At 53.3% G+C, this 19,269-nt stretch carries 15 protein-coding genes and 2 pseudogenes; 13 read left to right on the forward strand and 4 right to left on the reverse strand.

The window, feature by feature from the left end; genetic code table 11:
• Positions 1-51: 51 nt before the first annotated feature.
• The 3 genes from K8I84_RS15970 to K8I84_RS15980 are packed head-to-tail and all read left to right on the forward strand — an operon-like array spanning position 52 to position 3,520.
• Positions 52-279, forward strand: a complete 228-nt coding sequence (locus tag K8I84_RS15970) for a hypothetical protein (protein ID WP_223795769.1) — start codon at positions 52-54, stop codon at positions 277-279.
• The gene (locus tag K8I84_RS15975) at positions 276-2,444 is read left to right on the forward strand and encodes a site-specific integrase (protein ID WP_223795770.1); all 2,169 of its coding nucleotides are present in this window, start codon (positions 276-278) and stop codon (positions 2,442-2,444) included. Before K8I84_RS15970 ends, K8I84_RS15975 begins: the two co-directional genes overlap by 4 nt.
• Positions 2,441-3,520, forward strand: a complete 1,080-nt coding sequence (locus tag K8I84_RS15980; RefSeq protein ID WP_223795771.1) for a hypothetical protein — start codon at positions 2,441-2,443, stop codon at positions 3,518-3,520. Before K8I84_RS15975 ends, K8I84_RS15980 begins: the two co-directional genes overlap by 4 nt.
• Before the next feature lie 39 nt (positions 3,521-3,559).
• Here the strand turns inward: K8I84_RS15980 and K8I84_RS15985 are convergent, their stop codons facing one another.
• The 4 genes from K8I84_RS15985 to K8I84_RS16000 are packed head-to-tail and all read right to left on the reverse strand — an operon-like array spanning position 3,560 to position 6,120.
• Positions 3,560-4,429: a hypothetical protein gene (locus K8I84_RS15985; RefSeq protein ID WP_223795772.1), complete on the reverse strand. Its 870-nt coding sequence runs from the start codon at positions 4,427-4,429 to the stop codon at positions 3,560-3,562.
• Positions 4,426-4,695 carry a hypothetical protein gene (locus K8I84_RS15990; RefSeq protein WP_223795773.1) on the reverse strand — a complete coding sequence of 90 codons (270 nt, stop codon included), beginning with the start codon at positions 4,693-4,695 and terminating at the stop codon, positions 4,426-4,428. The genes K8I84_RS15985 and K8I84_RS15990 overlap by 4 nt, the downstream gene beginning before the upstream one ends.
• Positions 4,695-5,891, reverse strand: a complete 1,197-nt coding sequence (locus K8I84_RS15995) for an Arm DNA-binding domain-containing protein (RefSeq protein WP_223795774.1) — start codon at positions 5,889-5,891, stop codon at positions 4,695-4,697. The genes K8I84_RS15990 and K8I84_RS15995 overlap by 1 nt, the downstream gene beginning before the upstream one ends.
• A complete protein-coding gene (locus K8I84_RS16000; RefSeq protein ID WP_223795775.1) occupies positions 5,884-6,120 on the reverse strand; it encodes a hypothetical protein in 237 nt (78 codons plus the stop codon). The genes K8I84_RS15995 and K8I84_RS16000 overlap by 8 nt, the downstream gene beginning before the upstream one ends.
• Positions 6,121-6,270: 150 nt before the next feature.
• Between K8I84_RS16000 and K8I84_RS16005 the strand changes: the two genes are divergently transcribed.
• The 10 genes and pseudogenes from K8I84_RS16005 to K8I84_RS16050 all read left to right on the forward strand — a co-directional run.
• Positions 6,271-6,477 carry a helix-turn-helix domain-containing protein gene (locus tag K8I84_RS16005; protein ID WP_223795776.1) on the forward strand — a complete coding sequence of 69 codons (207 nt, stop codon included), beginning with the start codon at positions 6,271-6,273 and terminating at the stop codon, positions 6,475-6,477.
• Positions 6,478-6,502: 25 nt separating this feature from the next.
• Entirely contained in the window at positions 6,503-7,417 is a 915-nt protein-coding gene (locus K8I84_RS16010; RefSeq protein ID WP_223795777.1) for a restriction endonuclease, read from the forward strand.
• Positions 7,418-7,520: 103 nt separating this feature from the next.
• A pseudogene (locus K8I84_RS16015) lies at positions 7,521-8,634 on the forward strand (IS3 family transposase).
• Between the two features lie 33 nt (positions 8,635-8,667).
• Positions 8,668-12,372: an AAA domain-containing protein gene (locus K8I84_RS16020; RefSeq protein ID WP_223795778.1), complete on the forward strand. Its 3,705-nt coding sequence runs from the start codon at positions 8,668-8,670 to the stop codon at positions 12,370-12,372.
• Between the two features lie 886 nt (positions 12,373-13,258).
• Complete coding sequence (locus K8I84_RS16025) at positions 13,259-13,600, forward strand: hypothetical protein (protein ID WP_223795779.1); 342 nt, start codon at positions 13,259-13,261, stop codon at positions 13,598-13,600.
• 120 nt (positions 13,601-13,720) lie between these two features.
• Positions 13,721-14,494 carry an ADP-ribosylglycohydrolase family protein gene (locus K8I84_RS16030; protein ID WP_223795780.1) on the forward strand — a complete coding sequence of 258 codons (774 nt, stop codon included), beginning with the start codon at positions 13,721-13,723 and terminating at the stop codon, positions 14,492-14,494.
• 88 nt (positions 14,495-14,582) lie between these two features.
• Complete coding sequence (locus K8I84_RS16035; RefSeq protein WP_223795781.1) at positions 14,583-16,724, forward strand: helicase HerA domain-containing protein; 2,142 nt, start codon at positions 14,583-14,585, stop codon at positions 16,722-16,724.
• 77 nt (positions 16,725-16,801) lie between these two features.
• A complete protein-coding gene (locus tag K8I84_RS16040; protein WP_223795782.1) occupies positions 16,802-17,161 on the forward strand; it encodes a hypothetical protein in 360 nt (119 codons plus the stop codon).
• 272 nt (positions 17,162-17,433) lie between these two features.
• Positions 17,434-18,531 (forward strand): AAA family ATPase, encoded by a 1,098-nt coding sequence (locus K8I84_RS16045; RefSeq protein ID WP_223795783.1) that lies wholly within the window; start codon positions 17,434-17,436, stop codon positions 18,529-18,531.
• Between the two features lie 283 nt (positions 18,532-18,814).
• Positions 18,815-19,093: pseudogene (locus K8I84_RS16050) on the forward strand (IS3 family transposase); the annotation flags it as partial.
• Positions 19,094-19,269: the final 176 nt, after the last annotated feature.

Raw genomic sequence — 19,269 nt, forward strand, 5'->3', positions numbered from 1 at the left:
GCCATGGGAATACCTGGCGAAACACCAACGGGCGGAAAACTCTAATCAGCGGTGCAACTGAAACAGGGGTGTTTACAGCACTATTTGCGCAGTGAACTGCGTCGTCGAAACGTCCATGCAGGGCTGGTAGACGCCTGGATGGGACACTGGCTGGACGGTCAGGAACCGATGGGGCGCTATTCAACGCTTAGTCCTGTCGAGTTTGCCTCAAGCATTGAACCGGTGGTCAGTGACATCCTGGATGACATGGGCTGGACGGTTGAGGAAGGACTGTCATGAGTCGTTATGTTCCGGTTGAAGATCGCGCCTATGGCGATGAAGTGCGCGCCGAGAACCGTGGTCGAGTTGTGGAGCGAGAACGTCAAGCCGTGGATCGGTATCTCGAAGAGCGCTGTCAGGACATTCTGACGGGACAATGTTCGAATACGCTCTCCGAGCATAGGATTGATCAGCTATTTGCGGCTGTAAAAGAGGGTGTTTCTGGGAACAAGCTAAAAATCCGGCACAACTACCTCGTGCACAGACTGCAGCAGGCTGCACGCGAGCATAATCTGGATTTGCCCAATCAGCAGCGGATGCTCGTACTGCATGGAGAGTCTGCCCCCGCGACGCCTGCAGGGTTCGAGGAGTTGGCGACTAGCCACGGTTGGGTGGACGGTTTTTGGGACGACATCGAAAACCCGCTCAGCCGCGACGGGTTCGATACGGAAAAACTCGATGCCGGGCGTCTCCTGTTCAGTTGTATCGTATTCGGCGGGGTGCATAGCCGGAAGAAATTGGAGCTGTTGGTAGACGCCATTCCAAAGGGTGTCTGGCATTTGGAGGAGCTCACTTGGATGGATGTTGAGACCAGCACAGGGTTGTGGCGCTGGTTCCCCGATCCTGTGTCAACTTTGCTGCTTCAGCGCTGGTACAAAACCTACGGTGTGGGGCACTGGCCCCGTGCAAACAACACCGATGCGCCACGGCTTATCTTCCATTTTCTAAAGTTCCTCAATCGGCTTCCTGAGGCGGAAACTAGGCCAAAGGTTGTGTTCCGAAAACTGATCGATGCATCCGCCACGCGAGACGCGACCTGGCTGGAGGGTGTCTTTCATCATATCCAGCACACCCACGGAGCCATCGTGTCTTTGCCCAAGGAGGCATGGGCACGGTTATTGACCAGGCAGGTTGCGTTTCAAGCACACGAAATAGAGAGATACGAAGGAGCTAATCCAGCCACGGCTCTCCGTCCCTTGACCGGTCGATGCGATTCGGACGCTTTTGCCGGCGTGGGAGCCATTCAGGCGGTATTGAGGCAGGCTACCCGCATAAGTGAAGCGGGTGAACGGGACAAAACCTATCAGCACTTGACGGCTATTGCCGAGGATGACTCGTGGGCCCCTATTGTTCGTGTGCTGGCACGCTGGACCGCCCATCTCCGTCGATTTGGTGGCCAGCAGAAGCGTTTGGTGATTAGCAGTATCCAACGTTACCTGACGACGATAGCCAACCCGCTGGTTAGCCTTCTCGCAACAACGGATGATTTGAATGCGTTGGGGGAGGATGAATGGCAAGAGCTATACGATCGACTGTGCTCTGGTGCATCCTGCCGTAAACGGCGCGCCGATCGGGCGGTTGTTGCCGGATGGTTCCATGAATTTCTGGTTGAGCAGTTTGGAATGCCGGAAGTGGAAATCGAGGGTGCCACCACCAACGGGGAAACAGATGCAAATCTTCTGACGCCAGCAGAGTACGTTCGGGCTCAGAGTATGCTGGAACACTCCGATGCGAGTACCCGCCTGATAAAGATTCAGAAGTTGGTGCTGATGCTCGGATTCCGCTGCGGGTTGCGCCGTACAGAAGTTCAAAAGATTCTTATCAAAGATGTTCAGGGGCTGATGGCCCCAGTATCAAAGCGCCCCGAGCTGTTTACGAGAGGCAACAAGTTCGCTGGCCAGAAAAGCAGCAGTGGCACCAGACGGCTGCCCCTTTGGGCGCTGTTGACTAAAGTTGAGCTGAACCAGCTAGCGGACTGGTATCAGTACCGACTGAAAGAGCCCAACACCACCGGTAGCGATTTGTTGTTCTGTGCCCCCCAGCGAGGCCGTGAACTTATTCCTCAGCGCGAGTTGTTTACGCCCATCCAGGAAGCAATGCGCATGGCCTCGGGCACGCCCAGTCTGCGGTTCCATCACCTTCGACACGCCTGTGTCACGCTCACCGGGCTGCGTTTGTTTGAGCGACGCCCAGGGGAACTCATGCAAGAAAAATGGGCAAGGGATGACTCTGGAAATATGGCGATGCCTCTGGAAATATGGCGATGCCTCACTGGGGGCGAGATATGTTTGCGATTGCCAACCGGTCAGCAGAGTGGGCCCCTACCCGAGATAAGTTATGGTTTTTGGCCTTATTGGCTGGCCACGCGTCCCCGAGCCAGACTCTGCAAAGCTATGCCCACTTGATGGATTACATTGGTGGCATGCGACAGCGTGAGCGCCAACTGCCGACACTGACCCTGAAGGCGCAGGCCAACCTGCTGAGGGTATCGCCCGGATCCGTGGAGGTGTTTCGGAATCGACATGGCCTCAAAGGCCCGACAACGGCTCTTGAGTTGGCCGATGTCTCCCATCGACGGTGGCCTGCAGGTGTTTGTCTCACGGCCGGTAAGAATCTGAGCGTGTTCACGATGCCTGATCACTTGGCGATCTCTGATCGGTTGGAACCTGAACCCCAAACGGCATTCATGATTTACGATGCGCTCTTTCGGTTTAACTGGCTGGTTGCAGACGGCCTGAACCGAGAGGCTGCGGTTTCCAGCGTTGCTCAAACCCTGAACTTGTCGGTCGCTACGCTTGATGCTTGGCTCAATCGGGGCAAGCATCTCATGCAGCAGCCGGTTCATGAGGGAACCCATCGCAGTAGGTTCTCAAGAAATCCCCTAAATGACGCGCAAGATGTTGCGTTCAAGGACGGTCTTGGTGGCGTTCGGATGCCGGAACTCCCGGAGTGCCTTGCGCCCCCTAAGGCTGAAGTGGCCCGAGGGCTTGTGGAAGACATTTTTGAGCGGGTTGGTCGGTGGCTGCGTGAAGAGCCTGAAATGGCTTATGCTGCATTGCGAACCGTAACCGGCGCGATTTCGAGCAGCAAAACACAGATCTCATTTACTAAGGATCGGGATAAGCGAGCGTACCTGGAATTCCTTGAGCGGGCCGGACTCAAACACTTGACCAGAGTCCGGGTGAGGGCGCCAGAAAGGGAATTACCAGACAGAGTGGTGAAGGCTCATTGGTCGGATCAGTTCAAGGTTCCCAAAGCACGGGTCGTGATTGCGTCCGAGGTTTCGAGGGGGCATCGTTTTCCGTTTGGGAGTGCCCAGGTTGAGGTTAAGCCTGAGCCAAAACTCGGGAAGAGTGGGGCGCAGAACACGATGAATGCGCTGAGGTTTGCGGTGTTTACGCTGATGCTGTCCTGTGCCGGGGACTCCACGATTGAAAAGACATTCAGTAAGGAGGTCGATCATCAGCCTTCCCTGGCCTGAGATCTTTCATCCCTGATGAGGGGCAGCGTCTTGTCGTCGCTACAGCGTGAATGGGCTTGAGGACGAGTCAGTCCTGTATCGGGTTGCCGGGTTGACCCGTTCTGACCGGAGATGATCGGTAATGATGTGGGCCATCTGAACGGTCATGGCTGATGGATGGGGCTGATCATACTTCCCGATCCGGTGCATGGACGTGATGACCAACTGGATCATTCGGGCCGCTTCCCGGTTGGTTTCTTTCAACCAATCGAGCTCTTTGGAAAGCATGTCCAGAGTTTTCAGAACCACTTTGAACGGGTCGGTTTGGGCCGCGCCTTCAAGCTCGATACGACCCACCCCTTGAAGAAGCCCCGCAATGGCGGTCTGCCAGCGTTCTTCTTCCGTGAATCCGTGGCACGCATCAAACGACCTCATCGCTACATCCAGGCTGTGAAGGGCCAGACTTCCAGGTGTCTGATAGCCTCGTTCCAACATGGGAGCGTTCATAAATCGCAGGCCCACCGAGGGTCGGCCAAGCACCCGCCGGACAAATTCGATGAGGGCTTGTTGCGGGCAGTCTTCGATAAACTGCTCAATGTCGAGCGGGATGTCGGGATAGTGGAGCTTGGATTCCGGCAGATGCAGCAACGTGTACGGACTGTCCAACAGAATCACCGAGTCGGACCGTGAGACGGCCGCGCCTGGTTTCCCCTTCCAGAGCACCAGTTGCACCGCCAAATCCGGGATTTCGGTGAGCTGAAGTTCTGAATGCGGTTGGAACATCACCACCTGATAGGTCTCGAACGAGTTTTCGATAGTCAGTTCCAACACGGGGAGTTTGTTCTCTGTTGGGATTTCTGTCAGAGACGTGATGGTACCAATGAAAATCTCGGGTTCGCTTTGCCAGTCGGTATTGACGATCACGCTCATGCGAAGGCCTCCTGTGTGGTGACAAGCAAACGCTCCAAACGCTTGAGCAATTCGGGCAGTGGATCCTGACGTGCTTCGCTATGCATCAGTGAAAGCTCGTTTTCCACCCAGTGAGTGAGCGCAACGAGGTTGGAACTTTCATCCCCATCGCCAAGCAGGTAGACAAGGTTATTCCCTTCAGGGATGCACAGGGAGAAGGCAAGGGCGCCGGCCAGCCGATGTGCGAAAGCCTTTCGGCTAATGGAAAAGGTGTGAGATTGGTTCATTAGTCAGACTCCTTGCTGGGATCAGTTTTCGCGTCAAATTCGGTCAGAAGCAGCCGCTCAAAAGCACTGCCATCTCGACGGGTGAGGTTCGGTACGTACCGGCTGTAGACCCGAAACAGCATTTCTGTGGTGGTATGCCCCATCTGTCGGGCGATCCATTCCGGGTTTTCCCCTGCAGCCAGCCACAACGTGGCTGCCGTATGGCGCGTTTGGTAGGGCCGCCGTTTGCGTAGCCCAAGGTGGCGGAGCAAGGGATACCAGACCCGTTTCGTCACGTTGTTGTGATTCAGCGGCCCGCCTGTTCGGGTACAGAACACAAACTCCATGTTCCCGGTGGCTTTCTTCTGATCGTTCAGTGCGTCCATAACTGGCTGAGACATCTCGATAGTGCGGAAAGAACCATCGTTCTTTGTGTACTCCAGGCGCCCCTGAACCAGTGATTGGCGGACCAGAATTTGACGGCGCTTGAAGTCCACATGGTCCCACTGGAGCCCGTCGATCTCGCCGGTACGCATACCGGTGAAGAACCGCACGGTGTAGTAGTTCCGGAAGTCGGCGCGAACGGTCTCGATGATCTGCTTAACCTCATCAATGCCGAACGGTTCCACGTCCGTCCTCGGCACCCTCAGCGATTTAATCCCATGGTAGGGTGAGCTAAACTCGAACCGGTTGGCTGCTTCGCTAAGGATCATGCGCAAAGGCGTCATGATTCGGTTGATTCGACTGGCTGAAAGATGTTTTCCGCTCCGGGTTGTAACTTTGGCGAGTGAGGCCCGGAAATCGAGAATGTCTTTCTTGGTGATGCAGCCAACTTCCTTCTCCCCGAAATGGGGATTGAGGTAGTTCTTCAGTGTTCCTTCCACCGTGCTGGCGTGTGACCTGCGCCACTGGATGTTCATCTCACCCAGCCAATCCGCAGCAAACGTCGAGAACAGCGGCGTGTCATGTGCTTCCCTGGTCCGCATCAGCTCCGCCTGTTTCGTGAACTCCTTGGCCCGAGGGCTGTTCGGGAAGAACTTGTGATACTCGAAGGTTCCGAGGGTGATTTCGGCCTCAATGCGCTTGAGGATGTTTTCGAGTTTCTTTCGGTTTGCTGGGGTGTTGTCGAGAGCGGTCTGCTCCCTGCAACGTTTACCGCCGAACCGAAAATCGAAAAAGAGTTTGCCCGTCTCCGGACGCTCGGCGATTTTACCCACGGCACACCCCTCCTGCGGCCATTGGCACAGCGAACGCGTGGGCACTGGAATGATTCAGCATGTCCTGCTCAATAACATCCCAGATATAGAGAATCTTTCGGCCACCAAACGGGCGGATGTAATGCACCCCCTCCAGGAGAACGGAGTCTTTCAGGCGTTCACGAATCGTTCGTGTGTCGTACTTGATGCGCTTTGCCAGTTCTTGGGTGGTGAGGTATTCCTGTGACATAAGAATGCTCCTTTGGTATCTTCGTTTACTGGAGGACAAAAGAGTTTTTAATTAACCAAAATGTTCTCCTGAAGATCATTATGCACTCATAAAGACCTCTTGCAAGTCTTTTTGATCTCCTGCGGGTTAATTTGTTCTTTGGTGGGCCGAATGATTAAGTGCCATCTATCCAGGTTGATGGGTGAGAAGAAGCTCAAAATTGTTGATGTGGCGAGAGAAACCGGGGTGAATCGGGGAACGATTACCCGCCTCTATCACGAGACAGCCAGTCGAGTTGAGTTAGACGTGATTGAAGCCTTGTGTCGGTATCTTGATTGCGAGGTTGGTGAGTTGTTCGAGTACGTAAACGAAAAATAAGTATTCAGAAGGAGCTGTTCTTTCCATGGCCATCCCGGACTTCCAATCGGTAATGCGACCCGTCCTCCAGGCTGTAAGCGATGGCCAGCCCAGGTCACTGGCAGACGTGAAGGAGGCGGTGAAAGATTTCTTTGGTCTTTCTGAGGACGAAAGGAAAGAACGACTGCCCTCTGGCAATCAAACGGTGATAAACAACAGAGTGGGCTGGGCTCGTACTTATCTGAATAAAGCTGGCCTTCTGAGCATCCCGGAAAGAGGGATGGTTCAGATCACTGAACGCGGACAAAGTGCCCTTCAGCAAGGCCCGGAACGGATAAGCGTAGCTTGGCTTAAACAGTTTCCGGAATTCCATGAGTTCCATACCCACAAACCCAAGGCGGCAGCTGATCCCTCGATATCTGACGATGAGCAGATCGAAGAGGTTACGCCCGATGAGCAGCTAGCTTCGGCCCATCAGTCCTTGATGGAAAACCTCGCAGATGAGGTTTTGGATAGCATTCGGAAGGCCTCTCCCACCTTTTTCGAGAAACTGGTGGTGGATCTCATGATATCCATGGGGTACGGGGGTTCTAGAAAAGAAGCCGGGCAAGCAACGCAGGCCACCAATGATGATGGAATTGACGGCATCATAAAGGAAGACAAGCTGGGCCTGGACACCATCTATCTGCAAGCCAAACGCTGGACGAATACGGTCCATCGCCCTGAAATTGACAAGTTTATTGGTGCGTTGACCCGTCAGCGCGCGCGCAAAGGGGTCTTCCTGACTACGTCTGACTTTTCTTCGGGGGCTCGTGATGCTGCTGCCGGTCTCGACATGAAAGTCGTTCTGATCGACGGAAGGGAGCTGGCGCAGTTGATGATAGAGAGCAACCTAGGAGTGAACGTCAAGGAAGTCTACGAAGTGAAACAAGTGGATCTCGACTATTTCATCGAGGAGTAGTAATACTGAATCGCCACCAGTTTGCTAGACGCCTTTCAGCCATCAAAAATGGCAGTCAGAGAAGTGCCTATGAGGCAACAATCTTTTTCCCGAAGAATTTAAAATTGAAGGTGTGAGTCAGGTGAGGGATCGAGGCCGCAGTGAGGCCCAAGTGGCCAACCGACTGGAAGTTACCTCCCTCAGCCTATGCGCCTGGATCAGAAAGTACGGCCCTGAAGCCAATCAGCATCAAGCTAAGGCGGATGTGCAAGCTGAAATTCGACGGCTGCAGAAAGAGTTGAAGCGCGTCACCGAGGAGCGCGACATCCTAAAAAAAACCGCGACGTACTTCGCCAAACAGTCCGAGTGAGGTACGCCTTCATCGCAAATTACAGTGAGTAGTGGCCGGTTCACAGGCTTTGCAGTTCGCTGGATGTTCATCCCAGCCGCTTCTATGCCTGGAAACGATCACTACGATCCAGGCGATGCCGGGAAGATGAGTGCTTGTCTGGGCTGATCAAACAATTTTGGCTGGAATCTGGGGCGGTGTATGGATACCGAAAGATTCAGAGCGACTTGCGCGAATGTGGTGAGCGATGCGGCCCAAATCGTGTTCATCGGTTAATGCGCAGCGTGGGTTTACCTGCCCAAGTGGGTTACCTAAGGCCTCGTCATAAGGCTGGACAAATGCATAAGGTGACACCGAATCTGTTGAAACGCCAATTTAACTCGGGTGCGCCGAATGAGAGTTGGGTGACGGATATTGCCCACATCCGTGTTCACGAAGGCTGGCGGTATTTGGCCGTTGTATTGGACTTGTTCTCGCGTCGCGTCATCGGTTGGTCCATGTAGTCACGGATTACAAAAGAACTGGTGTTGGATGCACTGCTGATGGCGGTTTGGCGTCGCAAGCCGGCAGGCAAGGTAATCATTCGTTCTGATCAGGGTAGCCAGTACACCAGCCATGATTGGGGTGCATACCTGAAAGCCCATGGTTTGGAGATGAGCATGAGCCTGCTCGGAAAATGTTATGACAATGCGGTGGCCGAAAGCTTTTCCAGCTACTAAAGCGCGAGCGTGTGAAATGGAAAATCTACAACACTCGGGATGAGGGCTGGGCCGATATCTCCGATTACATCGAGCTGTTTTATAACAATCGCCGCCGCAATGGTTTTAATGGCCACTTGTCGCAAGTAGGGTGTGAGCAGCTTCACCACGAATGGTTGGAAAGTGTCTAAAGAGCTGGTCGCGATTCAATGCAGGGAAATTAAATGAGCGAAAAAGACATTGAGTTTTCTAGAAAGATACTAGAGCGTTGGCAGGCGATTGAGTTCTTTACGCCGTTTACGCTTCCCGCACCTCAGAAACTGAACAAGAAAAAGGAATGGTGTGAATACCTGAAGTGGAATGACATAAAGTCTGATCCCAACAAACTGCCCTGGATGGCTGGGGAATCAAAAACGGTGGGAACGGAATACTTCTATTACGTACACCTCGGTGTTTTTTCTATGAGTGCGGCTACTCGGGTTCTTTCCGAGCACTTGCCCGCAACTGAAGACGCGCAAGACAAGATGGTGTATGAGGAGCGGAATGCTGATCCGGAATATACATGCTTTGCTCAAATTAAAGTTGAGGCCGATGGCACATCAGACCTTAGCCAAATTTCAATCAGTACGCTGCCGTGGGCGCTAGGAAAGCTGCGAGCGGGTTCGCTTCAAAAACTGACCTATTCGAATCTCTGTGACGACAACGAGACTTTGGCAATGGAATTGTCTGGAGGCGATTCTGAAGCAGAATCTTCGCAACATGTAAGTGTTGAGTCGCTAGAGACCCTGCTAAGAACCCTTATTAAATGGGCAGGTTTTCAACCGGATCCTGCCCTGGATCGAGTCTTCGCTGTATGCATCGATGCAAAACCCCAAAAAACAAAGAAGGCCAAGGAATCGAAAAGCGCGCTGTCCAAAAAAGATGAGCCTGACTCATCGAAGCAGAGCAAAGAGCTCGTACTGCGTAAAGAAAGAGAAGTTGTTGAAAGCCTGGACGAGGGCGTAGCGGTTAATTCGGCCTCGTCATCTGCTGAGGCCATAGAACCGTCCCTCCCTATATTGAATAGCTTCTTTGCGGAAGATTTGGAACGGGCGATCGAGGCACTGGAGAATAATTCGGCCAGTAAAGCTCTTCAGCAATACCTGTCCAATGTTCCCCCGAAGCACGAGCCAGATTTATATTCTGCTGAAGGTTTACGACTAATTAACGAGTTAGTCCACTACAGGCGAAACCCTCTAGGTCGTTGGTTTAACGAGCCTGAGCATGGTATGGCCCTTATGCAGCAGTTTGCCGTTAATGTTGCCTTTCGGGATCTTGTGGAGGGGAAAACTCTTGACGAGCAGGGTGGGATTATATCGGTCAACGGCCCCCCTGGAACGGGCAAAACCACGCTGCTCGGTGATGTCGTAGCTTCCAATATTGTGCGAAGGGCAGTGGCCATTTCTGAATTTGCCTCAGCGAAGAACACAATTAGTTCCGACGGTTCTGTTCATCGAGACCTCACGGGCTTTGAAATGATCGTTGCTTCGTCGAATAACACCGCGGTCGAAAACATTTCTACAGAAATACCCTTGGCCAAAAAGCTGGGCAAGGAATTCCGGAGCCTGGATTACCTCAAACCTGTGGCGACAATGCTTCAAGCGGATTTGGCGGACGGAAAGGAGCTCGCTCTTCCCGATGAAGAAGATAGGAATTGGGGGCTCATTGCCGCGGTTATGGGCAAAAAAGGCAATATAAATGCCTTCAAAGATCGTTTTTTCTTTTCAAAGCACGAGAGCCGAGAGGAAGAGAGTGGTCGTTTACTCGCGGGTTCTTTTTGGAAGTGGCGCGAGGCGTATCGGAAGATTGCACCTTCATTCACTGAGGCAAAAGCCGAATTTAAGGACGCACTGAAGAATTATCAAGAACAGCTCGATAGCCTTGATGCTTTCTGTGCCAATAATAAAAGGCTTATCGAGCTTGATCAGCAAGAGAAGGAGCTGCTTGCCAAGCGAGCGAGTGCTGAAGTCAAAGTCAAAGAATTGGAAGTGGAGTTAGATGCATTAAATCAAAATTTATCGAGTTTGAAGTCGGAAACATGGAGCGTGGAGCGTGATCGGCAATTTGCTGAGGATCGCATCAATCAACTGCAATGGGAGCATCCATTCTGGGCCCCTTTGCAACGTTTCTTTAACACTCGAACCTGGCGCGCCTATGAATATCAGGTTAATGCTGCCCAAATAGACCTAGATCGTCTGAAACACCGGTTAGTCGAATTGTCACAACGAACTCGCGAGGCATGCGAAAGGGAAAGAGCATGCGCGAGGCAGCTGTTGCAGTGGCAAAAACGGTTTGTTGATGAGTTGGGAGCGGTTGAGGATGAACGCGAAGCTCTTCGGGCGCAGGTTCGGGCATTTGTAGACGACCATCCGCAAATGCGCCTTCCGGGAGTGAAGGATCAAGTAGAGGGCGAAACGGTGCAGCGTAAAGCCCCCTGGCAGGATGCGAAGATTAACGCTGCTCGCAGCGATCTTTTGAAGCAGGCATTGCAACTACATGCGGTATGGCTAATTGAAGTCTTAAAACGAAAAGAAGCACGTGACAGGTTGTTTGAATTGAGCCAGAAACTAGGCAATGGCGATGCAGTAACGCTCAAGGATTGGCAGTTGCTCTTTATGATTGTTCCTGTCATGTCCACCACGTTCGCCTCCCTTGGGCGTATGCTGCAATCCGTTCCGTCTAGCAGTTTAGGTTGGTTGATGATTGACGAGGCCGGTCAAGCCCCGCCGCAGCAGGCCATTGGAGGATTGTTGCGAGCGAGGAATGTTTTGGTCGTTGGGGATCCCCTGCAAGTTGAACCTGTCGTGACTGCACCTACAAAGCTGCTTGAGAAAATCATGGGGCATGATATAGAGCCTGGAGTTGAGACGGATTGGAATCCGGGGAAGCAATCAGTGCAGACCTTGGCTGATCGAGTTAATCCCTATCACTGCATGATGGAAGGAGGACAGGCTCCGACGCGGGTTGGGATTCCATTGTGGGTTCATCGACGTTGTGTGGATCCAATGTTCAGCGTTGCCAATGAAATTGCCTACGACAATCGCATGGTGCATGGAAACGAGTCTCATGAGCCTGCGACTGATCCGGTGTTTGACAACGCGACTTGGTTCGATTCCACAAACGTCTCAAGGCCCGAGTTCGCGGGCGCAAGGGATAAACAGTTTCGCCCGGAAGACGCCGTCATATTGGTTAATGTGTTATCGCATCTCTTGGCAAGTGGAACATCGCTCGATGATGTTTTTGTGATTACTCCCTTTAAAGCCATATCCAATGGGCTTAAGGCCCATGTCCGAAAAAACCAGAATGTGCTTACCAATGCTGCCTTGCTCGCAAGATCTGGTGACGTAGACGAGATTCCTGTGCCAGATGTTTTCAGTTGGGCAAATGGATATATTGGAACCATTCATACTTTCCAAGGAAGAGAGAACAGCACCGTAATTATGGTTCTTGGCTGCGACGAAAACCGAAAGGGTGCGATTAATTGGGCGAGTAGTTCGCCAAACATATTAAATGTTGCGGTCACCCGAGCGAAAAAACATCTATACGTGATTGGTCCGCTCAAGCTTTGGGAGAAACAAGCAGGATTCAGTGTGCTTCGTCGGCATCTATCAGTAGCCGAGGACCCAGGTATGCCCGTGCAAAAAAAGTCGGAAATGCCTCTGAGCGAACGGCAGAAGCTTTGTGCAGCTCTCGATGTTGAGTCTGATGCTTCTGTGGAAGAAATCAAAGCAGGCTTCCGAAAAAAAGCTCAAAAGCATCATCCGGATAAGTTTTCCTCTGATGAGTATTCAAACTTAGAGAGGGAACAGGCCATTGAAGCATTTGAGCAGGCGAAAGAGGCATATGAAAAGTTGATGTCGGATGCCAAAGATGAGCAAACGGTGGCATGAGCTCGGGGTGAACCAGTATGACGCATAAAATCATGTGGTTAGGCGGCCCCGCTCTCATGCTAAGTGAGAAACAATCAAGGACTAGCTTTGTTCGGGTTAAGGCAACGACTTTGGACCGCTTTAAAGGCTGGGAATCCCGATCTCTTGTTCTCTACATCGGTGACAAGATATCGGAAAAATCGTTAGCGCTGCTTTATACACGCTTGACCCGCCTGAAAAGGCACCCAGATGGTAGTTATCTGACGGTAATTTCGAGTTCGGACGAGCTAATGGAATGCGGACGCACGTGGCCAGATTTCAAATTATTTCAGTAAAACGTCTGGTTGATCGTATATAACAAAAGCGCCTTAACTTCGACCTTCCGGGTGAGCTCTAGCATAAATAGGGCTTAAGCTATGCCTCTGACTCCGCTGCACTTTGGTGTGGTAGCGCCGATAAATTATTTTCTCCCGGGAAAGGTAAGCCTCATGTCTCTTGCATTGGTGAATGTGTGGATTGATCTTTCATTTCGAGACCCTCCCTAGCACCATGTTTTGCTTGACAAAACATTTCCCGTTGTTATAATTCACCCCGTACCTTTTTTTGAAGGTAAATTATTTTTTTGCAGTACTTCTCTTTTATCACATCTCAGATATATCAGGCCGACGGGCTCAGAGCTCCGTCTGTGCATGGCCTCAATTATTTTCTTTCGAAATAAACAGCTAGCAACGAATTCGCCCAGTACTGGGACTTAGGATCGTTCCGTCCAAAGTCATACTTGTGTGTTGTCGCCAAGCGTTCGGTTTGGCGTGATGGGTAAGTGTGCCTCTTCGTCCGGAGCGTAGAGTCGCGTCACCTGAAGTTGACTGGGTGGCGTTGCGGTTCAACGGAAGAAGTGGAGAGCGTCATGTTTTATACCGCACTGGATCAATTTCAGGGTGATGTTGAGGCTTGGGCAATCAACATCGGGGTTGTCGCCTTGAGTTGGATTCTTTTCTGGTGCGTGTTGGAGGCTTACGCGCTAGAAGGGATCGTTCCCCTCTTCGCTGGTCATTTCCTAAAAACGGGTCATTTGTTTGATTCATTGGGACTGGAATGGATTGGGGCGCCCTTCTGGTGGGTGCACGACCAGGTAAAAGAGCTGTCCTTTTTTGGGAGTGGCGACTTCGCTAACTGGTTCGAGCGCGGCTTTTATGCGTGGCTCTTCACCGGAATGCCTGAACTGATGTATCGACTGTCACGCGGCTGATAGCTGCCTCGCTCTCTATCGCGGGTGAGGAGCTAAAGAGATGGTGGTCCACGCCTTGGTGTTGAGGCCTTTTGTATCGTCAGTGGTCTGAATTCTTATCGATGGGAAAGAGGAGAGCGCATGCTTGGTGCCATTGTGGGTGATTTCATTGGGAGTCCTTGGGAAGGTGGGGATCCTTTCGAATTCCGGGGAGCGCTGCTTCGCCCCTCTTGTGGTTTTACTGACGATACCGTTCTGACGATTACAACTGCTTATGCATGGGCGGTGGGCGAAGATGTGCGAGCGAAGTACCGGGAGAGCATCCTGGATTACTGGAGCCTGGGGTTTTCGGAGGCCCTGCTGAAATGGGCCGAGGGACAAGATGAGCAGCAACACTTCAACGTCGGCAATGGAGCGGCTATTCGCGTGAGTCCCGTGGTCCTGTTTGCCAACAGTCTCCATGAGGCTCTTGATCTGGCAGCTACATCGGCCTCGGCCACTCACTATCACGAACATGCCATTCAACTGGCCACGGTCGTTGGCGGGGCCACCTATCTGGCCCACCGAGGACATAGCCCGGCAGCGATACTCCAATTCGCACGGGTTCAAAGTCCCTTGCTGTATCGGCGTCCGCGTTCCGGGCAGGCGTATCACTGGGAATCGGTGGTGACGGCCATTGAGATCGCTTGCCAAACCGACAGCTTTGAGAGCTGCATGTGCGAGTGCGTTGCCGCGGGCGGGGATGTGGACTCGGTGTGCGCGATGGCTGGTGGACTATCCGAAGGGTTTTGGGGCATTCCGTCTATTCTGTTGACGCCGGTGTTAGCTGAGCTTGAAAAGCAGTATCCGGACCTGTTTCTGATGCTGAAACTGGCAGCCATGAGGGGAGGGCAACACCTGACGTCGACGACATAGCCACGATTGATAACAGCAATGACTCCGGATGAGTCGCTGGTGAATGATAAAACAATCCCTTGCGAACTGTGCCCAAAAGGAGATGCCTATGAGCCTCAAATCCCAACCGCTGCTGGTTTTCAACGGTGTGGAGTCCGCACCAATGCATGGATGCTACGCCTCGTCGGGCTCGGCTGACGGCTCGCCGTCCGCCATTCATGAGGGACTCGATAAATCCGTGGTCATCACCTTTGACGATGCCAATCGGCACCTGATCACCCTGGGGGCTACCGGTTCGCGCAAGACCACCTCGGTACAGGCACCGGCCATTGTACGGCTGATTGAAACCGGTTGTTCCGGTGTAGTGATTGACGTGAAGGGTGAGTATCGACACCTGTACGACGAGTACCCTGACCGGGTCGTGGTGATTGGTGCCGACGATGATGCGACGCCGTACAACCTGATCCAGGGGATGTCAGACGATCAGTTTGCCACCTTTTTGAACGAACACCGAACGAACCTTAAAGAACCCTATTGGGGGATGATGGGGGTTCAGGATGCTCGATTTGTTCGGAAGACCTATGAGCTGATGGGGCAGGAAGCGACCTTGGCCGACATTGTCGATGCACTAAAGGAGCCTCGAGCCTTTGTACAACGGTGCGACGCCTTTGTGCGATTTAAAAAGACCTTGCCCAAAGACTATTTGAGCTTGTTGTCGGCGGTCAAGGCCAATCGGTTCAGCATCCTGGCCATGGGAGAATCTGAGCTGCTTGAGCTAGAGGCGCCGAGCATGGAGGAAGTTCAGAAGCAATACAGCTGGCAAACCAACGGCATTGTCGGTGCATTGGCACCGTTTTCGGTGGATCCGTGTTTGCGGGCGAAGTTCTGTCCAGCTTTTGAACCGGGCGAGGAGACGGAGGACACGGGCCTTTCGTCAATGCGGGACCTGCTTTATCGAGATCGGAAGGTGTTGCTTATGGATGTACCGCTTGATCGCTTCGGTAGTACCGCCCACGTGATCTCCAAGCTTCTGCGGATTCGGATGATTTCGGCCATTACCGGGTTCCGGCGTCACAAGCAAATTGGCTGCGGTGAGCACTTTTACACCTTCTTTGCGGCCGATGAATATCAGCACTTGGTAAACGTCGATGAACGGGCGTCCACCGGCGGTCTGTATGACGATACCACCTTCTTTGATCGGTGTCGGGGCTATGGCCACATCAACTTGATTGCCACCCAGAGCGTGTCGGCACTAAGGGCGAAAGTGCCTGCTCATTCGGCGGAGCGAGGCATCGACTGCTTGCTCCAGAATATTGGTACCGTGGTGGTGTTCTCTTCGTCCGACCCTGCGACCGATCAAGTCCTGACGGGACGGGTGTCGGCGCTGGACGCGGAGCAGATCAGCTCGGTGGTTCGCAGCGATTTGCCTGCTGGACATGCGTATGTCCTTGGGCGGTCGTTGCGCCGCCATGTTGATGCGACCCTCGTGGCTCGGATCCAGGCGACAGCAATTCCGGGCGCGCCCTACATGAGCCGATACTTCGCCGGCATGCCGGAGCCATTTCGGGTACCGGCATTCAGTCAGCAACCGGAGCTACTTACGAACCCCTTCCATAAAAAGGGCGCAGAGCTTAAATCTGCAGGGATCAATGAGCTGCGGATGTCTTTTGAGCAGCGCCAGGAGGAAGTTGTGGAGTCGTTGGCGCAGGCTCAGGCGCAGGAGTGTCCGCCGGACGTGCTGATGACGCCATTCGTGAGGCTCATGGAGGACGAGGAACTCGAAATTGCTTTGTATGGGGACTTGCAGGGCGAAATGCCTACCTTGTGGCAGCGCTACCTGAGCCTTGTCATTACCCAACGGGGTTCTGATGGCTGGGAATGTTGGCTCCCGATGGCCGAGGTGATGCCCCACGTAGAGCAACTCATGACCAAGGCCGATCGGGCCACCTGTGATCGCCATCGCCAAGCCATCGGGTTCGATCTCTCTGAGGTGGCAAAGGCGGTGAGCGACCGAGCCTCGCTGATCAGGGTGGAGCCGCCCGAGAGGGGAGGGGTAAGTTCGGATAAGGTTCTCCGGATCCACACTGAATCCGTTTCGCTGACGTTTTCCTGGGGGTACTGGTCGTATGTCTGCCGTTGTCTGGGGCATCTGGAGGCGATGTATGGTCAGGTGTCTCTGCAAGAGTATGACGGGGACTCTGATTACTTCCCGGACGATGAGCTGCTCGAGAGCGTCCTTGCAGAGGCGTAGTCCCCGCTAGGTTCGGTCGAAGACGGCACCGCAAGTCACTGTCGCTTGCCCCCATGAATGAGCAACGGAGTGTGGGAATGGATCAACCTAGCTTGGAATGGGCGCAGCTGCAGGCGCGTCTCAAGGGGCTGCTAACCGAGCTCTGGGCTCAACAACTGCATGATCCGGCGGTTTGGTCGGCGTTGACTGAGCGCAAGAACTCATTGCGGATCATGTCCCCGTGGGATGCGGCCTTGCAGGTGATCCTGTTCGCCTGGGCTGTGTTCTTGGGCCTTTACGTGCACGGACTGATTACCCTCGCGGCGGTGCTGCTGGCCCTCATTTTGATCGCAAGAAAAAGCGGGCGGGTGATCCGGGAGCGTGAGTGGCTTGAGTATCTGACAGCCCCCCCCCGATTGGTTCTTCGAGGGGATTGCAACGACCAAGATCATGTTTGAAGTCCGGGATCGGTTGCCGGAAGTCAATCGATACCTGTTGGCGAAGGAGACCGGGGGACGATATTCGATCTCTAACTATGAAGTCCGGATATTCACCAAGATTCTGAGTACTCTCGATCAACTAGAGAGCCGGAGAGATCTGACGGTCGATAAGCGCGATAGCCGCGCCTGAGATTCAAATGTGGTCGGATACCGTGACCAGGAAAAATGCATCAATAGGACCTTGGGATGATCCAAGGCCGAACACGTGCCACGCCATCGGGAGATCGTGAATGAGTGCAAACCCGCTACCGCTATCCACCGTCCAGGACGGAATTCAGGAGACGGCCGGCAACGAGTCGTTGTTTTTGCCCGCTACGAGGGACCAGTTGAATGCTACGCAGCGTCACAATGCTCGGGAGGTTCGGTTCAAGTCGTCTTTCGATGTGATCTCTCCCGAGGACCTGCGTCGTCTCAAGCCATCCGAGGTCGAGTCTGAGTACGAGTTTGCGTTATTGCAGGGGATTTTTGACAACGGTTCGGAGCGTCACCTGCATATTCCGCAGCAGCGAGTATGGCATGGGCTCAATACGCTGCTGACCCAATTCCCGAATTTTAGGGATGTAACTCTGGAAATCATCGGCCGTTACCGGATTGCCCTGCTCGGTGGCCACCCATTTACCCTGCCGGTGATCAATCTGCAGGGACCACCGGGAATTGGCAAGACAACCTATGTGCGAGCGGTCGCGGCAGCCCTCGGGCAACCGTTTCATGACATAAAGGTGTCGCAGATGATGGAGCGGTTTGAGCTAGCGGGCATGTCCCGGGGTTGGAGGAACGCCGCTGTTGGACAGATCGCCAAGATGCTGTTGGTGGATGAACCGCATGAGGGCCAGCCGGTTTTGTTGTTCGATGAGTTGTGCATGGCTAAGGACACGGCGGACCATTCTGTCATTCATCCATTGTATACCTTGTTTGACCGGGATAGTCGCGAGTATTTCCGGGATCTGTTCCTGGATGTTCCCATCAACACCAGCTTCGTCCTCGCCTTCTCGGCAACCAACAACATTGAGCGGCTCCGTCCTGCTCTGCGGTCTCGTCTGGCGTCCTTTGAAATCGACGCCCCATCGAATGGTGAGATGCGGATACTGGCGCAGAATATCTACAGTCAACTCCTCAGGGAGCTCAACATGGCAGATCGGTTTCCGGATCTACTGACGCATCAGGTGCTCCAGCGCCTGACCAGCGGTTCGATTCGAGACATGAAGATGCATCTGGAGCGCGCCATTACTCGTGCGGTGGCGGAGGCTCCGGAGCACACTTGCTTCCGATTATCTCCGGACCATATTCCCGAGGTTGAGGTAAAAAAGCGGGCCATTGGCTTTATGTGACGTCGGATCCGGACAAGGCAATGCATTGCAGACCGAGAGACAACGCCCGACCAGATCAGGCCGAGTGTTCTTTGAAAGAAGATGAGTAACGCATCTATGTGCCTTCTCTATGTTGAGGCTGATGTGCTCGATGATGACAGCTATCCCATCGGAATCGCGTCGTGTGCGCTCGATGGCAGCGAATCTTTGTCGGCATTGATCAATACGGACAGCGCCGTGAGCTTGATTGGTTGGGAATCGTTTGCCTTTGAATTTAATTTCCGTGGGGCAGTTGGTATGCCCCTTCACCAGTGGTTACTACCAGCGATATCTCGGTAGTAACCGCTTGGTGAGTAGCATGAGTGCAGCCGGTGATTGTGGTGATAATGCTGCCTGCGAGGGATTCTTCGGAACGCTCAAACGGGAGCGGGTTCACCACCAGCGTTACCGCACTCGGAACGAAGCGCGAGCTGATGTATTTGATTACATTGAGCGGTTCCATAATCCCAGAATGCGATGTAGGGTTGCCATTAAGAATCATAAGCTGTCCGCCGTTTTAAAACCGTCCGTGGAAACGGGGTAGACCACGGCTATCGAAAGCTGGTTCACAAGATGCAGCGAAGCAACGCCCCATCCCCGAGCTTCTGAGCGACAAGACCCTGGATATTGGGGGGCGTTAAACCAAACCAAATACTAAATATGCCCTGTCAAGCGGTTGTTGATAGGGTGTTTTTGTCACTATGATCTGTCTAAACGGAT

It is taken from the genome of Marinobacter sp. F4216 (genome assembly GCF_019931195.1).
GTDB classification, from domain to species: Bacteria; Pseudomonadota; Gammaproteobacteria; order Pseudomonadales; family Oleiphilaceae; genus Marinobacter; species Marinobacter suaedae.

Excerpts from the sequence above, each read along its gene's own strand:
- K8I84_RS15990 (WP_223795773.1), bottom strand. The coding sequence starts at position 4,695 with ATGAACCAATCTCACACCTTTTCCATTAGCCGAAAGGCTTTCGCACAT.
- K8I84_RS16005 (WP_223795776.1), top strand. The coding sequence starts at position 6,271 with ATGATTAAGTGCCATCTATCCAGGTTGATGGGTGAGAAGAAGCTCAAA.
- K8I84_RS16025 (WP_223795779.1), top strand. The coding sequence starts at position 13,259 with ATGTTTTATACCGCACTGGATCAATTTCAGGGTGATGTTGAGGCTTGG.
- K8I84_RS15975 (WP_223795770.1), top strand. The coding sequence starts at position 276 with ATGAGTCGTTATGTTCCGGTTGAAGATCGCGCCTATGGCGATGAAGTG.
- K8I84_RS16010 (WP_223795777.1), top strand. The coding sequence starts at position 6,503 with ATGGCCATCCCGGACTTCCAATCGGTAATGCGACCCGTCCTCCAGGCT.
- K8I84_RS16040 (WP_223795782.1), top strand. The coding sequence starts at position 16,802 with ATGGATCAACCTAGCTTGGAATGGGCGCAGCTGCAGGCGCGTCTCAAG.
- K8I84_RS16030 (WP_223795780.1), top strand. The coding sequence starts at position 13,721 with ATGCTTGGTGCCATTGTGGGTGATTTCATTGGGAGTCCTTGGGAAGGT.
- K8I84_RS16045 (WP_223795783.1), top strand. The coding sequence starts at position 17,434 with ATGAGTGCAAACCCGCTACCGCTATCCACCGTCCAGGACGGAATTCAG.
- K8I84_RS16020 (WP_223795778.1), top strand. The coding sequence starts at position 8,668 with ATGAGCGAAAAAGACATTGAGTTTTCTAGAAAGATACTAGAGCGTTGG.
- K8I84_RS15985 (WP_223795772.1), bottom strand. The coding sequence starts at position 4,429 with ATGAGCGTGATCGTCAATACCGACTGGCAAAGCGAACCCGAGATTTTC.
- K8I84_RS16000 (WP_223795775.1), bottom strand. The coding sequence starts at position 6,120 with ATGTCACAGGAATACCTCACCACCCAAGAACTGGCAAAGCGCATCAAG.
- K8I84_RS16035 (WP_223795781.1), top strand. The coding sequence starts at position 14,583 with ATGAGCCTCAAATCCCAACCGCTGCTGGTTTTCAACGGTGTGGAGTCC.